Annotated in this window: 14 protein-coding genes, 1 other RNA gene and 1 pseudogene; 5 read left to right on the top strand and 11 right to left on the bottom strand. The window is 68.5% G+C overall.

Going from position 1 to position 15449, the window contains the following annotated elements; genetic code table 11:
• Positions 1–27 precede the first annotated feature (27 nt).
• Positions 28–837: a DUF1206 domain-containing protein gene (locus ON04_RS05225; protein WP_029457788.1), complete on the top strand. Its 810-nt coding sequence runs from the start codon at positions 28–30 to the stop codon at positions 835–837.
• A 13-nt stretch (positions 838–850) separates the two neighbouring features.
• Here ON04_RS05225 and ON04_RS05220 read toward each other — a convergent pair whose 3' ends face one another.
• The 5 genes from ON04_RS05220 to glnA form a co-directional block, all read right to left on the bottom strand.
• Positions 851–1402 (bottom strand): DUF732 domain-containing protein, encoded by a 552-nt coding sequence (locus ON04_RS05220; protein ID WP_010540533.1) that lies wholly within the window; start codon positions 1400–1402, stop codon positions 851–853.
• A gap of 15 nt (positions 1403–1417) precedes the next feature.
• Positions 1418–2383, bottom strand: coding sequence for an endonuclease/exonuclease/phosphatase family protein (locus ON04_RS05215; RefSeq protein WP_010540532.1), 966 nt, complete (start codon positions 2381–2383; stop codon positions 1418–1420).
• A complete protein-coding gene (locus ON04_RS05210; protein ID WP_141564644.1) occupies positions 2380–2751 on the bottom strand; it encodes a hypothetical protein in 372 nt (123 codons plus the stop codon). Before ON04_RS05210 ends, ON04_RS05215 begins: the two co-directional genes overlap by 4 nt.
• Before the next feature lie 71 nt (positions 2752–2822).
• Complete coding sequence (locus ON04_RS05205; protein WP_029457786.1) at positions 2823–5912, bottom strand: bifunctional [glutamine synthetase] adenylyltransferase/[glutamine synthetase]-adenylyl-L-tyrosine phosphorylase; 3090 nt, start codon at positions 5910–5912, stop codon at positions 2823–2825.
• An 11-nt stretch (positions 5913–5923) separates the two neighbouring features.
• Complete coding sequence (gene glnA, locus ON04_RS05200; RefSeq protein WP_010540529.1) at positions 5924–7264, bottom strand: type I glutamate--ammonia ligase; 1341 nt, start codon at positions 7262–7264, stop codon at positions 5924–5926.
• A gap of 186 nt (positions 7265–7450) precedes the next feature.
• Here glnA and panB point away from each other — a divergent pair, with 186 nt between their 5' ends.
• Entirely contained in the window at positions 7451–8314 is an 864-nt protein-coding gene (gene panB, locus ON04_RS05195; RefSeq protein WP_010540528.1) for a 3-methyl-2-oxobutanoate hydroxymethyltransferase, read from the top strand.
• Between the two features lie 74 nt (positions 8315–8388).
• On the top strand, positions 8389–9321 hold the full coding sequence (pip, locus tag ON04_RS05190; protein ID WP_010540527.1) for a prolyl aminopeptidase: 933 nt from the start codon (positions 8389–8391) through the stop codon (positions 9319–9321).
• Here pip and ON04_RS05185 read toward each other — a convergent pair.
• The 6 genes and pseudogenes from ON04_RS05185 to ON04_RS05170 all read right to left on the bottom strand — a co-directional run bounded on the left by ON04_RS05185 (position 9299) and on the right by ON04_RS05170 (position 14185).
• Complete coding sequence (locus tag ON04_RS05185) at positions 9299–10780, bottom strand: flavin-containing monooxygenase (protein ID WP_010540526.1); 1482 nt, start codon at positions 10778–10780, stop codon at positions 9299–9301. The two genes, pip and ON04_RS05185, sit on opposite strands and share 23 nt — an antisense overlap.
• 123 nt (positions 10781–10903) lie before the next feature.
• Positions 10904–11074 (bottom strand): hypothetical protein, encoded by a 171-nt coding sequence (locus ON04_RS16405; protein ID WP_010540525.1) that lies wholly within the window; start codon positions 11072–11074, stop codon positions 10904–10906.
• A gap of 117 nt (positions 11075–11191) precedes the next feature.
• Positions 11192–11625: RNase P RNA component class A (gene rnpB, locus ON04_RS15915), an RNA gene on the bottom strand.
• Between the two features lie 15 nt (positions 11626–11640).
• Positions 11641–12276: pseudogene (locus tag ON04_RS05180) on the bottom strand (histidine phosphatase family protein); the annotation flags it as partial.
• A gap of 8 nt (positions 12277–12284) precedes the next feature.
• The gene (locus ON04_RS05175) at positions 12285–13016 is read right to left on the bottom strand and encodes a zinc ribbon domain-containing protein (RefSeq protein WP_010540523.1); all 732 of its coding nucleotides are present in this window, start codon (positions 13014–13016) and stop codon (positions 12285–12287) included.
• Between the two features lie 11 nt (positions 13017–13027).
• A complete protein-coding gene (locus tag ON04_RS05170) occupies positions 13028–14185 on the bottom strand; it encodes a Nif3-like dinuclear metal center hexameric protein (protein ID WP_010540522.1) in 1158 nt (385 codons plus the stop codon).
• Positions 14186–14302: 117 nt separating this feature from the next.
• Here ON04_RS05170 and ON04_RS05165 point away from each other — a divergent pair, with 117 nt between their 5' ends.
• Together ON04_RS05165 and ON04_RS05160 are read left to right on the top strand one after the other, a co-directional pair.
• The gene (locus tag ON04_RS05165; RefSeq protein WP_033444095.1) at positions 14303–14971 is read left to right on the top strand and encodes an HAD hydrolase-like protein; all 669 of its coding nucleotides are present in this window, start codon (positions 14303–14305) and stop codon (positions 14969–14971) included.
• Entirely contained in the window at positions 14961–15437 is a 477-nt protein-coding gene (locus tag ON04_RS05160) for a low molecular weight protein-tyrosine-phosphatase (RefSeq protein ID WP_029457781.1), read from the top strand. The genes ON04_RS05165 and ON04_RS05160 overlap by 11 nt, the downstream gene beginning before the upstream one ends.
• Positions 15438–15449 lie beyond the last annotated feature (12 nt).

Below are 15449 nucleotides of genomic sequence, written 5' to 3'. Positions count from 1 at the left end.
ACCGCTGCCGCATGGCAGGGTTCAGGCATGAACTCGCCGCTACGTTCCCGCTCAGTCGGAGATGCCGCCAGGTCTGCCGTCGACCACCCGGCCCTGGAATGGCTGGCCCGCGCCGGATATGTGATGAACGGCGTGATGCACCTGTTGATCGGATGGATCGCGATCCGGATCGCCACGGGATCCGGTGGCGAAGAGGCATCCAACTCCGGCGCGCTCGCACAGATCTCCGAGGCTCCCGGCGGTCAGGCGCTGCTGTGGGCGGGGGCGGCGGCCTTTGTGGCCCTCGGGCTGTGGCAGGTCATAGAGCTGTTTCTGGGCTCTGACGAGATGAGCGACCGCGCCACCGCCGGAGCGAAAGCTGCCGTGTACCTCGCGCTCGGGGTGACCACCGCCCGATTCGCGTCCGGCGGCGGCGGTTCGGACTCGCAGACCGCGTCCGGGACCACCGCCGGTTTACTCGGTTCCGGCCCCGGCAAGGTCGCCGTGGTGGTGGCCGGGCTCGTGCTGATCGGAGTGGGCCTCTATCAGGTCTACAAAGGGGCGACCAAGCAGTTTGTCGAGGACCTCAAGCGCACGGGCGGCGGGAATGTCGGCAGGGCCATCGTGATCGCGGGCCAACTCGGTTACATCTCCAAGGGTATAGCGCTGACGATCCTCGGCGGACTGGTCGTGGCCGCCGTGGTGACCGCCGACCCGGAGAAGGCCGGGGGCCTCGACTCCGCTCTGCGCACTGTGGGCGAACAGCCCTTCGGCCGGGTCCTGCTGATCCTCACCGGCGTCGGGATCGGCCTTTACGGCGTCTACTCAATCGTCCGAGCCCGGTACGGCCGCATGTGACCTCGAGCCAGTCTCAACCGAGCTTGGGGAAGTTCTCCGGGCAGTAGGTGCCCACGGCGGCCCCGAGGAAGTAGCCCTGACCGTCCCGATCGAGTCCGCCGCGCTCGCCCAGCCAGCCCGACACCTCATCCATCTGCTGTCCGTCGTCGAAGCGACTGCAGGCCTCAGTGGCGGTGGCCACCGGATCCACTCCCCCGGGCATCACCACGCCACGACGCTCGAGCAGTGCAACAAAGTCCCCGCCGCCCGGTTCCGGGGGTGCGGGCTCGCCCCGCGCTTCCGGCGGTGCGGGCTCGCCCTCGGCGTCAGGCGCGGGCAGCGGATCGGGTTCACCCGGCATTGGTTCAGACGCCGGGGACTGCGGGGGCGGGGACGGGACCGGCCCGGTCGGCTTCTCGGGCCGCTCCTGCGCGAACGCGGAGCTCGATGTCGCGGCCGAGGTCCCCTGCTCGGACGAGACCTCCGGAGCCTGCCCGTCAACGGTCGTCCCGCCGCACGCCGCCAGGGTCACGGCGAGCGCGACAGCCGCGAAGCCGGATGCGGTCAGATGAGAACGTGAACTCATGGTCCGCATGCTAGGTCACCGGGGCCACCTGGAGTGCAGACGCACCGTCGCCGTGACTCCTCGGTGGTCGCTTCGCGCCACGTCCACGGTCTGCGTCTGGCCCACTCCCACGACGCCGCGGGCCAGAATGTGGTCGATACCGATCAACGGGGGGAACCATCGGTCCGTCGGCCAGGTGCGCACCCACCCGTCGCCGCCGCCGGAGACGGAGTCCGTGTAACCGAGCCCGCGCAGATCCCGGAATCGGACGTGGTCCCAGGTGGCGTTGAAGTCACCGCCCACCACCACTGGTGCGGGCCCTGGCAGTCCGCCCAGATAGCCGCGGAGTAGATCGGCCTCCGCGACCGCGGCGCCGGCGTCGAACACCGGGGCCACGGGGTGGACCGCCACCACCGTCACCGGTCCACCGGGGCCCACCATCGACGTTCTGACGGCGCCGAGACTGAATCCGGGGATCGACTCCGGCGCAGTGAGCGGGTATCGCGACCAGACGCCCACTCCCTGTGCACCCGGGGCCGCCACCACCGCCTCGTGCGGAAGCAGGGTAACTATCCCGGCGGTGCGCAGCGCATCCGCCGACTCCGGGGTCGTCTCCACGGTCATCAGGAGATCCACCCCGCCGTCGCGGACCGCCCGGAGCACGTCGTGTGGCGCGGCCCGTCCGAACTCGAGGTTTTGGACCATCACCCGCAGCCCAACGCCTTTGTCGTCGTCGATGTCCCGCGGCGACGCCACCAGCGGGCTGTACTGGACCACCCCGGCCCCCAGCAACACGACGGCGATGCCCCCCAGCACCGCAGACCGGGCGCGCACGGCGGCGGCCAGAGCGATCACGGAGAACAGCCACAACGCCACCGCGAACGTCGCCAGAACCAGGACTGCCGGAGCCTCGGAGCGCCAATGATGGAGGGCTATACCCACCGCGGCGACGAGAACTGCCAGCACCCCCGTGGCCCGCGCGAACGGGCGGCGTGTGGTCAACGCAGGAACTTGCGCAGGTCTCCGAGGGCGGCGATCACCCGATCCAGGTCGTCACCGTTGCGCACCATCGACCGGACGGTCTCGGCGACCGACGCGATCGAGGGGGACGATGAGGTCGGGGACGAGGGGCCACGGGTCGGACCGACGGGCTCACCGACGAGGGCTCCCGAGGCCGCGCGGGCGGCACCCGAGCGGCGGCGGTCCGGGCCGAGTTCTATCTCGAAGCGGTCGCCCTTGTCGTCGGAGCCGAGGCAGCGGACATGTTCGTCGGCGGGAACACCTGCGGCGCGGACGGCGTCGACGAACTCGTACAGCTCGCCATAGGTGACGCCGTCGAGGGTGAGGGTGAGGTTCATCGTTACAGGCATGTTCCCAGGTTAACGGCGCGCACGCCCTGCGCGCATCGGGGACGACCCTTGCCCCACCCTGATCCCCGCCGCTAGACCTCGCCCCAGAACACGTGATCCACCGCCCGGCGCCCGAGGCGGGTCACGCGTAGATACTCATTGAGGAACTCCGCGCCGTCACCGGAGCCCGTACAGATCATCGAGACCGCGGCCAGGATCGGGCCCTGCCCGGGGAGCTGGTCCACCGCCTTGCCCCGCGCGAGGACCAGCGCGTTGCGGGCATGCCCGGCCATCAGCCAGGACTTGACCAGAGCATCGCGTTCCCCCTCGGACAGAAGTTCGGCGGAGGCAGCGGCGTCCAGGGCCTCGAGGGTCGATGTGGTGTGCAGGCCTGGCACGCGGGCGGCGTGCTTCATGGTGAGTAATTGCGCGCACCACTCCACGTCGGCCAGTCCGCCACGCCCGAGCTTGGTGTGTGTTGCCGGGTCGGCCCCGCGCGGGAGCCGTTCGGAGTCGATGCGGGCCTTCATCCGGCGGATCTGTTGCACGACCTTCGGCGGGACGCCCTCCTCCGGATAGCGGAACACATCGATCATGTGGAGGAAGTCCAGCCCGAGCTCACGGTCGCCCGCCGCGAACGACGCTCGCAATAGCGCCTGCAGCTCCCAGGTCTCCGCCCATTTGGCGTAGTAGGCGCGGTAGGAGGCCAGCGTCCGCACCAGCGGACCGCTGCGGCCCTCGGGACGGAGGTCCGCGTCGAGATCCAGCGGCGGATCCGACGACGGCGAGGACAGCAGCCTGCCCACCCGTTCAGCCACCTGGGTGGCCCACTTGACCGCGTCGTCGTCCGTGGCGCCCTCGACCGGATCGCACACGATCAACACGTCCGCGTCCGAGCCGTAGGACAGCTCATCCCCGCCCAGCCGGCCCATGCCGATGTACGCGAGCCGGGCCGGTGGGGTTCCACCCGCGGGCACCATATCGCGGGTCACCGAGGCCAACGACGCTTCGAGGACCGCACGCCAGATGGCGGACAACCGCTTGCCGACTTCGGGAACGGAGATCATCCGCAGCACGTCGGCGGCACCTACCCGGGCCAGTTCGGCGCGGCGGAGTGACCGCGCGGCGGCGATCACGCGCTCCGGGGTCGGATGTCGCGCGGCGGAAGCAGCGAGAGCAGAGGCGATGTCAGACACCTGCGATGCCATCAACACCGGTCCCTCGGCTCCGTCAGTGAGGTCAGGGATCACCTCCGGGTTACGCAGGAGCAGCTCGGAGACGAACGCCGACGTGCCCAGGACGGTCACCAGGCGGCGGGCCACGATGCTGTCGTCCCGCAGGGTGCGCAGGAACCAGGTGATCTCCTGGTTCTCCTCGCTCAGACGGCGATACGCGAGCAATCCGCCGTCGGGATCCGGGGTGTCCGCGAGCCACTCCATGAACGTGGGCAGCAGCAGCGCATGGATCCGGCCGCGACGGTTGTTCTGGCCGGCGAGCGCACGCAGGTGCCCGAGCGCGTTGCGGGGCGCGCCGAAGCCCAGGGCCGCGAGCTGACGTTCCATGGCCTCGGGACTCAGCGACAACGCCTCAGCGTCATAGGAGGCAATCGAGTCGAGCAGGGGCCTGTAGAACAGTTTCGAGTGCAGGCGACGCACCCGACGACGGATTCCCATCAGCTCGCGACGCAGCACCTGGGCTGCGTCACGGGGCCCGTTCGGCTTGATGAGCGAAGCCCTGGCCAGCCAGCGGTAGGCCTCCTCGTCGTGGTCCTCCGGGAGCATGTGAGTCCGCTTGTAGCGCTGCAACTGGAGCCGGTGTTCGAGCAGTCGCAAGAACTCGTAGGCGGCCAGGAGTTCGGCCCCGTCCTCGCGGGCGATGTACCCGCCAGCGCGCAGGGCCGCCAATGCGTCGACAGTGCTCGTGACCCGGAGGTCCTCGTCTGTGCGCCCGTGGACCATCTGAAGCAGCTGTACCGCGAACTCCACATCGCGCAATCCCCCGCGCCCCAGCTTGAGTTCGCGTTCGCGCAGAGCTTCCGGGACATTCTGCTCCACCCGCCGGCGCATGGCCTGGACGTCGTGGACGAAGTCCTCGCGTTCCGCGGCGGTCCACACCATGGGGTGGACGGTGGCGTGGTACTCCTCGGCCAGCGCCAGGTCGCCGGTCATGGGGCGGGCCTTGAGCAGCGCCTGGAACTCCCAGGTCTTTGCCCAACGCTTGTAGTAGGCGGAGTGGGACTCCAGGGTCCGCACGAGCTCCCCGGATTTACCCTCCGGTCGCAGTGCTGCGTCGACCTCGAAGAAGGCCATCGACCCGATGCGCATCGTCTCCCCCGCCACGCGCGCGGTCCGGGCGTCTGCGGGTTCGGAGACGAAGATCACGTCCACGTCGGAGATGTAGTTGAGCTCGCGGGCACCGCCCTTGCCCATGGCCACTACGCCCAGTCGCGCGGGCATCGGGGAATCGGGGTAGACGGTGGTCACGGCCACGGCCAGCGCCGCCGTCAGGGCAGCGTCCGCGAGATCGGACAAGCGCGTCCCCACGTCGGTGAAGGCCAGTACCGGCGCGGCGTCCTCGACTGTCGGGGCCACGTCATGTGCTGCCAGCAGCGCCACCTGATCTCGGTAGGCTGAGCGCAGGACCGCTACCGCAGCGCCGCCCGTGAGCTTCGCCCGGTAGGTGCCCACACTCCGCAGGTCGGCCGACTGGGTCGGCTCGGGAGCCCCCTCGACCGGCTCCTCGGGCACCGCCTCGACGGACCCGAGCATGGCGGCCAGGACGTCTTCTCGCGACGGCAGGTCCGACCGGAGCGACGCCCAGCGGGTGGGATCCGCCACGAGGTGGTCCCCGAGCGCGCTCGACGAGCCCAGCAAACCCAGCAACCGCGCCCGGAGCTCAGGCTCGGACCGGAGGGCTGAATCCAGTGCCGCGACTCCAGCCTCCGTCCCGGCACGCGCGGACGAGCTCGTGCCGTGGGATTCCGAGGCCAGTGACTCCCGCAGCCGGACGAGCGCACCGAGCGCCAGATCCGGATCGGGAGCACGCGACAACGCCCAGAGCATCTGGACGGCGTCGTCGTCGTCCCACCCCAGGTAGCCCAACCACTCGGTGGCCCGGTTGTCGAGCAGGCCGAGCCGACCCGGGCTGGGGAGGCGAGGCCTCGAAGAGTCCCGGCTCACGATGCCCCCTCCGATCACAGACTCAGGTAGTTGCGCAGCTCGTAGGGGGTCACGTCGTTGCGGTACTCCTGCCACTCGCGACGCTTGTTGCGCAGGAAGAACTCGAAGACGTGCTCGCCGAGCGCTTCTGCCACCAGCTCGGACTCCTCCATCGCGTCGAGTGCCTGCTCGAGGCTGCCCGGCAGGTCCGTGTACCCCATCGCGCGCCGTTCCCTGCGACTCATGGTCCACACGTCGTCCTCGGACTCCGGCGGCAACTCGTATCCCTCCTGCACGCCCTTGATGCCCGCGGCGAACATCACCGCGTACGCCAGGTACGGGTTACAGGCCGAGTCCGGACTACGTACCTCGATCCGGCGGGACGACGCCTTGTTGGGCGTGTACATGGGCACCCGCACGAGCGCCGACCGGTTGGCCCGGCCCCAGGTGGCCGCGGTGGGAGCCTCCCCGCCACCGATAAGTCGTTTGTAGGAGTTGACCCACTGGTTGGTCACCGCGGAGAACTCCGGCGAGTGACGCAGGATGCCGGCGACAAACGACTTCGCCGTGGCCGACATCTGATACTCATCGTCCTGGTCGTGGAACGCGTTGGTGTCGCCCTCGAACAGGCTCATGTGGGTGTGCATGGCCGAGCCCGGGTGGTCGCGTAGCGGCTTAGGCATGAACGACGCCCACACCCCGTTGTTCATGGCCACCTCCTTGACGATGTACCGGAACGTCATGATGTTGTCCGCCATACTCAGCGCGTCGGCGTAGCGCAGGTCGATCTCCTGCTGCCCCGGGGCGCCCTCGTGGTGCGAGAACTCCACGGAGATGCCCATGGCCTCGAGCGCCTCGATCGCGTGGCGGCGGAAATGCGGGGCCGTGTCGTGCACCGCCTGGTCGAAGTAACCGCCGTTGTCGGTGGGGACAGGCTCGGCACCGTCCGTGTCCAGGTCCTTGAACAGGAAGAACTCGATCTCCGGGTGCACGTAGCAGGAGAAGCCCAGGTCGGCGGCCTTGTTGAGCTGTCGGCGCAGCACGTGCCGCGGGTCCGCCCAGCTGGGGCTGCCGTCCGGGTTGAAGATGTCGCAGAAGATGCGGGCGGAGTGCTGGCCGCCGTCGTCGTGGGCCCAGGGCAAAACCTGGAATGTCGACGGGTCCGGCTTGGCGACGGTGTCCGCCTCCGAGACCCGGGAGAAACCCTCGATGGCTGAGCCGTCGAAGCCGATCCCCTCCCCGAACGCCCCCTCGAGTTCGGCCGGCGCGACAGCAACGGACTTGAGGGTGCCGAGGACATCCGTGAACCAGAGCCGGACGAACCGGATGTCGCGTTCCTCGAGGGTCCTGAGCACGTACTCCTGCTGGCGGTTCATGGCGTCCAACCTAGTGCCTGTCGTGTTACGTCCGTGTGACATCCACCTCGCACCACGCACGCCGACCCCCGCGGGGCGCGCGTGGCAGACTCGTCGGCGACGGATAGCACTTTCGTCACCGCCCCCTGCCCACCCGGGGACCGGCCACGGCCGGCCTCGAGGTCACCCGAGGAAGGCCACACCCCCATGAGCGAGAACCCCGATAGTCCCGTCTACGGATCCGGTGACGCACCGGACGCGGTGCAGCAGGGACTCACCCGTGTGACGCGCATCCACCACCTGGCCGAGATGAAGGCCGCCGGTGAACCGTGGCCCATGCTCACCGCCTACGACTTCGTCTCTGCGCAGCTCTTCCAGGAAGCCGGGATCCCCGTCCTTCTGGTCGGCGATTCGGCGGCCAACGTGGTCTACGGCTACGACACCACCGTCCCGATCACCGAGGACGAGATGATCCCCCTGGTGCGGGCTGTCACCCGTGGCGCCCCCAGGGCGCTGGTCGTGGCGGACCTGGTGTTCGGCAGCTACGAGGGCTCGCCCGCGATGGCGGTCGCCGCGGCCACCCGCATGATGAAGGAAGGTGGCGCCCAGGCCGTCAAACTCGAGGGCGGCGTTCGGATGGCACCGCAGATCCGGGCGATCGTCGAGGCCGGGATCCCCGTCATGGCACACATCGGCTTCACCCCGCAGTCGGTCAACGGCCTGGGTGGCTTCCGTGTTCAGGGTCGCGGCGACGCCGCAGACGAACTGCGCGCCGACGCCCGAGCCGTCCAGGAGGCCGGGGCGTTCTCGGTGGTCATGGAGATGGTGCCCGCCGAACTGGCCCGCGAGGTCACCGACGAGCTGGAAATCTCCACGGTCGGCATCGGCGCCGGAAACGGCTGCGACGCCCAGGTTCTGGTCTGGCAGGACATGGCCGGCTATGGCACCGGCCGCACCGCCAAGTTCGTCAAAAAGTATGCGGCGCTCGCCGACGGTCTGCGCGACGCCGCACGCCAATACGGCGCGGAAGTGCGTTCGCGCGCCTTTCCCGGGCCCGACCACTCCTTCTGATCGTGGCTTCACAAGACCCCGGGCGCGGCGGGCGGCACGCCCTATACCCGAGGATCGAACCCCACAACAGCGGCATGCTCGAGGTGGGCGACGGCCAGGAGCTCTACTGGGAGTGCTCGGGCAATCCCGACGGTGCCCCGGTGGTTTTTCTCCACGGCGGCCCCGGTGGCGGTACCAGCCCGGCCCACCGCCAGATGTTCGATCCCGCTGCCTACCGGATCATCCTGGTCGACCAGCGCGGCTGCGGGCGCAGTACCCCGCACGTGGCCGACGGCGCCGACCTCGCCGTCAACACGACCTGGCATCTGGTGGCCGATCTCGAGCGGGTGCGTGAGCACCTAGGGGTCGAGCGCTGGCTGGTGTTCGGAGGTTCATGGGGATCAACACTGGCGCTGGCCTACGCGCAAGAACACCCCGACCGGGTCCGCGGCCTCGTGCTGCGGGGAATCTTCCTGTGCAGGCCGTCGGAGATCGACTGGTTCTATCGAGGCGGAGCCGCACACCTGTTCCCCGACGAATGGGAGGGTTATCTCGCGCCCCTGATCGCCGCCGACGGCGCAGACGCCGTGCTGCAGTCCGGGTACGACCATGTGGCCTCCTACCACCGACTCCTGCACTGCGGGGACGCTGAGATGGAGCTCGTCGCGGCGCGGGCGTGGACTACCTGGGAGAAGTCAACGTCCACCCTGCTCCCCCGCCCTGCTGGAGTCTTCGGCGACCCGGACCGATTTGCGCTCGCGTTCGCCCGAATCGAGAACCACTACTTCGTCAACGACGCATTCCTGAACGGCGCCTCGATACTGGACCGGATGGACCGCATAGTTCATCTGCCGGCGGTGATCGTGCACGGGCGCTACGACGTGGTGTGTCCGGTGGCCAACGCGTGGGAGCTGCACGCGGCGTGGCCGGGGTCAGAGCTGCACATCGTCCCCGCCGCCGGGCACGCGATGACCGAAGTCGGGACAACCCACCTGTTGCTCGAAGCTACCGACCACTTTCGCCCTTGACGGTTCGCGTGTAGGCGCTCAGGTCGAACTCCCGGGTCTCCCGGCGGAACGCGAACGTGAAGTCGGGCCACACGGCGGGTGCGTTCCCCTTCGCATCGAGGTACCAGCTCCGGCAGCCGCTCACCCAGACCGTGTCTCCGATACCGTCACGTAATTCTTGGTTGTAGGCATCCTGCACGGCCCGGCGGATCTCGACAGTCTGCAGTTCGCGGTCCCGCATGGTGCGCATGGCGTCCACCAGGTAGTTGAGCTGGGATTCGATCATGTAGATCATCGAGGAATGACCTAGGCCGGTGGCGGGGCCGACCAGCACGAAGAGGTTGGGGTAGCCGGCCACCGTGGTGCCCTTGTAGGCCTCCATACCCTCGTCCTCCCACCTGTCCGCGAGGGTGCGGCCATCGGCACCGCGGACTCGGTGGAAAAACGGTGAGTCGGTCACGTGGAAGCCGGTGGCCACCACCAGTACATCGGCGGGGTGGTCGACACCGTCGACGGTGGTGATCCCCTGCGTCGTGACGCGGCTGATCGGCTCCGTGACCACGTCCACGTTGTTCCTGGTCAAGGCGGGATACCACGTACTGGACAGCAGGATCCGCTTACATCCGAGCTCAAATCGAGGGGTCAGACGGGCGCGTAGCCGCGCGTCGCGGACCTGCAGGGCCAGGTGCGCACGGCCGATCGCCTTGATCGGGGCAAGCGCTGCCCGCGTGCGCGTGAGTCCGACCACCTGGAACTCGCGGCTGGCGTACTGCAGAGCCCGCATCGCGCGCTGGAGGCCGGGGATCCGGCGGTATGCCGCGCGCTCGATCTCCGGGTACTTCCGGTCCATCCGTGGCAGCACCCAGGGCGCGGTCCGTTGGTAGACATCAAGGTGCGACACCTGCGGTGCGATTGACGGCACCACCTGGATCGCCGAGGCTCCGGTGCCGATCACCGCCACCCGCTTGTCCGCCAACGCCACAGAGTGATCCCACCGGGCGGTGTGGAATACGGGGCCCGCGAAGTCGTCGAGCCCATCGATGTTCGGGCGCTTGGGTTCGCAGAGCGCGCCGACGCCCAACACCACCACGCGGGCGTCGTACTGGCCCTGGGAGGTCCGCACCGTCCAGCGGCCGCGGTCCTCCTCGAATTCCACCGCGGTCACGTCGACCCCGAACCGAATCTTCTCGCGCACCCCGGCATCGTGCGTGACCCGGCGGATGTAGTCGTAGATCTCCCCCTGCGGGGAGAACGCCCGGGACCAGTCGGGGTTGGGGGCGAACGAGAAGGAATACAGGTGGGACGGCACGTCGCACGCCGCACCCGGATAACTGTTGTCCCGCCAGGTCCCGCCGACGTCGGAGCCTCGTTCGAGCACCACCAGGTCGTTGAAGCCCTCCTGTGTCAGCCGGATGGCCGCGCCGAGACCGGAGAAACCGGCCCCGACGACGAGGACGTCAACGACAGTTGTCTGCTCCACTGAATCTCCCCACAAAAGAACACGTGATCGGAACCACTGTGACGGTACCCGCAGATGAATCCGGGTGACTCAGTCGCGCACCGCGCACGGGGGCTCGGCCACACCGCGGCCCCGGTCTCCAGGTCAGTTGTCGTCCTGGGCGTCCCAGGCCTCGTTACGTGCCTTGGCTCGCTCGAGTGCCGACTCCGCCTCTCCACGCGTCGCGTAGGGCCCCATTCGATTGTCCCAATTGGTCACCTTGCCCTGCATGGCCTGACCTGTGGCGATGTCGTAGTACCACTGTTCTTCCGACACGGTTGACTCCTCGGGTAGTCGGGTACGGACGTACTCCCCGGACACTACTAGCCGCTTCGCTGTCCGCCGATGGATACGAGGGCGTTCCGATGTGCGATCCGCGTGGCCTGGAGGGGGCGAACGAGACGGCCTGTAAGCCGGATCCTGTGCCCTCCGCGCACGGAGAGCGACGACCATCCATCTGGGTGCTCCGTCGCCGGGCACCTCGAGCGGTCCACCCGCGGACTCGGGCGAGCAGCCCTTCCTGTGCACCTCGTGCACACTCATCCGCGCAGCCACATCGTCAGACGATGGGGCCTTTGACCTTGCTCCGGGTGGGGTTTACCTAGCCGCCCCGGTCGCCCGGGGCGCTGGTGCGCTCTTACCGCACCGTTTCACCCTTACCGCGCAGCGAGTGCGCGGCGGTTTGTTTTCTGTGGCACTTATCCCGCGGGTCACCCCGGGTTGCCGTTAGCAACCACCCTGCTCTGTGGAGTCCGGACTTTCCTCGGGCCGAGGCCTGACACCCTTCGGGTGCCGGTTCCCCTGTCCGCGGCCGTCCGGCCGACTCGTTCGCCTAGAGAAGTCTAGTCGAGATGCGAGGTGTCGTTGACCAGGTGCACCGAGGTAGGCCCGTCAGGGTAGAAGCGCACGTCGGATACGGAAGCCAGGTCTAGGTGGAGACGAAACAGCAGCTCGTTCCCCACCCCTAGGCCGGCGCGGACCGCGAGTTTGATGGGGGTGACGTGGCTGACGACGGCCACCACAGCTCCCGGATGATCTGTGACGATCCCGCGTAGGCCCCGCTCGACGCGTTCGCGGACCACGGAGAAACTCTCGCCGCCCGGTGGCGCGACGGCGGTGTCACCGAGCCACTTCGAGTGCACGTCCGGGTCACGCTCGGCCGCCTCCCGGAACGTCAGCCCCTCCCATCGGCCGAAATCGGTCTCGATGAGATCCTCGTTCACCACCAGCGGAACCCCGGCGGTAACGGCAGCGCGCTCGGCCGTGGCCAGACACCGGCGCAGCGGCGAGGAGACGACGGCGGCCAGGTGCGGTAGCGCAGCCAGTCGAGCGGCGGTCTTCTCCGCCTGGGCAACTCCGAGGTCGGTGAGTTCCGGGTCGCCTTGGCCGGAGTAGCGACGATCCACGGAGAGTGCGGTCTGCCCGTGGCGCGCGAGGACGATCCGGGTGGGGCGCCCGGTGGCTCCGGTCCACCCGGGGCCGGCACTCACGAGTTGTCGGTGCGGACCACGATCACACCGCACTCGGGGCAGGTCAGAACCTCGTCCTTGGGGGCCGAACGGAACACGGAGATGGTGCGTCGGTCCAGGTCCATGGCGCAGGCGGAGCATCGACCACCGTTCAGGATCGCCGCGCCCACCCCCGAACTCTCCGCACTACGGACGTAAAGGTCGAGGAGGTCCGCCGGGATGTCCTCGGCACTACGGGCGCGCTCGCCGGTGGTCTCGGTGACCGCGTCCTCAAGCTCTGCCAGGGCGGTGTCCCGCACGGTCCTGGCCATTCCGAGCCTGGCATCGAGGTCGGTGATCAGCGCGCCGGAGTGACGAACATCGGCGTTCACAGCCTCGAGCCGCTCTTCGAGTTCCGCGAGCTCCCCCTCGAGCGCCCCCTCACGGCGGACCAGCGATCGCAACTCGTACTCGAGTTCGCTTGCCTGGCGTTCGGAGATTCCTCCGGTAGCAAGCATGTCCGCGTCATTGGCCCGGCGCCGACGAACGGCGTCGAGGTCGGAGCGCAACTTGGCGATCGCGCGATCCAGGTCCTCTACGTGGATTCGGGCGCGAGCCGCGGACTCTACGGCACCGCGACGCTGGGCCTCTAGGTCGTCCACGGTGGCCTGCTCGGGCAGCGCCGAACGCCGATGCGAGAGACCCGCCAGACGCAGGTCTAGGTCGGCGAGGTCGACGAGTCGACGCTGGAGAGTGGGATCGGCCTTCATGAGGGCCAAGACTACCGCTCGTCGCGCACTCCTCCGGACGCCACCGTCCATGGATCGGTCCGCTCATCGCAGACCGTCGCCACAACTCCGGCCCGCTCCTCGAGTAGTGCCGCGGCCTGCGCACACCAGGGGAACTCAAGCGCCCAATGGGCGGCGTCCACGAGCATCGGTCCGCCCTCCCGGAGGTGCTCGTCCACCACGTGGTGGCGCAGATCACCAGTGAGATAGACGTCCGCTCCCGCCGCCCGGGCTGCACCCAGCAGCGAGTCGCCGGACCCGCCGCACAGCGCGACACGTCTGATCTGACCATCCGGATCACCGGCCGCGCGGACGCCCCATTCGGTAACGGGCAGTCGATCGGCCACAAGCGCGGTAAACGCGGCCAGAGTCGTGGGCTCATCGAGTTCGCAGACCCGACCGAGCCCGGTGCTCTCAGGCCCCGGTCCGGGTCCAGCATGGTTGACCAGCACGTCCATCGCCGGGACCTCGTACGGGTGGCCGTCGATCACCGCGCGTCGCACCGCGGATCGCAGCTCCGGTGGAGCCACGAACTCCACGCGGAGCTCGGCCACCTCTTCGGGCTCGCCGATACTCCCAATCGTCGGGTCGGTGCCCTCCCCAGGCCGGAACCTCCCGGTGCCTGCAATCGAGAACGAACATTCGGTGTAGCCGCTCATCTGTCCGGCCCCGGCGGCGAACACCGACTGCAGCAGCGCGTCGACGTCGTCCCCGGGCACGGTCACCACCCACCGATCGACGGTTCCGTCACCGGTAACCGCGAGTGGTCGCCCGGGGGTCAGCCCGAGGACCTCGGCGAGTGCGTCATTGACGCCGGGGCGGGCGGAATCGGCGTTGGTATGCGCCGAATAGAGGGCGCAGCCAGCAGCTATGAGGCGGTGCAAAAGTCGTCCCTTGGGGGTATCGGCAGCCACCGAATGCACCCCCTTCATCAGCGGAGGATGGTGTACCAGTAACAGATCGGCGCCCGAAGCAAGCGCGTGGTCCACCACCGCGTCAGTGGCGTCGACGGCGACCACGACCCGGTGTATCTGTGCGGTGGGGTCGCCGGCTACCAGGCCCACGCGGTCCCAACTCTCCGCTAGTCGCGGCGGGTAGGCCTGCTCGAGCAGGTCGATCACCTCGGCCAAAATGGGACTACCGGTGGTCATGGTTGCTCCCCTTCCTGTTCCATCCGCTGCACGATGACCGGACTCTCCACCATGGTGCACGCACTTGCCCTCCCCCGGTCACGGAGCCACCCAGTCCGATTCTGGGACACTGGCGTCATGTCTGATCGTCCGATTCTTCTCGTAGACCTCGATGGCACCATCACAGATTCCCTCGAAGGCATCTCGAAGTCCCTCCTCCACGCGCTCGACGCAACCGACACCCGGTGGGACGACACCCGTGACATCCGGTCGATAGCCGGCCCGCCCATGACCGAGACCCTGTCCTCGCTGGGCCTCGCAGGTGCCGACCTCGACCGCGCACTGGCCGCATACCGCGAGCGCTACGACGAGGTGGGCTGGCAGGAGAACGGCGTTTTTACCGGCATGGACGATCTGCTGAACCGACTCGCCAGGGATGGCTACCGGATGGCGGTGGCCACCAGTAAGGACCAGGACGTCGCCCGGCGGATCCTCGGCCACTTCGATCTGGCTGCCCCCTTCGACTTCATCGGAGGTGCCGACATCACGGTTGGCCGCCTCGAGAAGGCGGATGTGATCGCACACTCCCTCGCCGCATTGGAGATCGCACCCATACCATCCGAGGAGGGCGGCACCCGACAGGTGCTGATGATCGGTGACCGCAAACACGACGTGGAGGGTGCGGCCCGTTTCGGAATTCCTACCGCCCTCGTCCGCTGGGGCTACGGCCAGCCGGACGAATGGGACGCGGCCCGCTGGTCTGCGATCGATACCGCAGCACTGGAGGCGATCATCCGTGAGTGGTAAATCAGAGGTGAGCGTGGTGTTCGTCTGTACCGGCAACATCTGCCGCTCCCCTATGGCCGACGTCATGGCACGGCGTGCTTTCGCTGACGAGGGGCTCGGCGACAGGGTCTGGGTGTCGAGCGTCGGTACCGGCGATTGGCACGTCGGCGACGGGATGGATCCCCGTGCCGCTGCGGAGTTGGAAGCCAACGGATACGACTCCGCACACGTCGCGGCCCAGTTGTCCGACCATCACCACAGCGCCGACCTCCTCGTCGCCCTGGATAGCGGTCACCGAAATCACCTTCTCGACTCCGGCGTCGATCCCGAGCGGGTCCGTCTCCTGCGGGAGTTCGACCCCTCAGCCGACGGCCATGACGTCGCCGATCCCTTCTACGGTGACGACAGCGGGTTCACCCGCACCCGGCTCCAGATCGACGCTGCCCTGCCAGGCCTGGTCGCCGAAGTCCGAGACCTGCTCCGATAGCTGAACGTCCAC

The sequence above is a fragment of the Dietzia alimentaria 72 genome, from assembly GCF_000226215.1.
GTDB lineage: Bacteria > Actinomycetota > Actinomycetes > Mycobacteriales > Mycobacteriaceae > Dietzia > Dietzia alimentaria.
The sequence above is the reverse complement of the archived record's forward strand: the minus strand, read 5'-3'. Positions and strand labels throughout refer to the sequence as shown.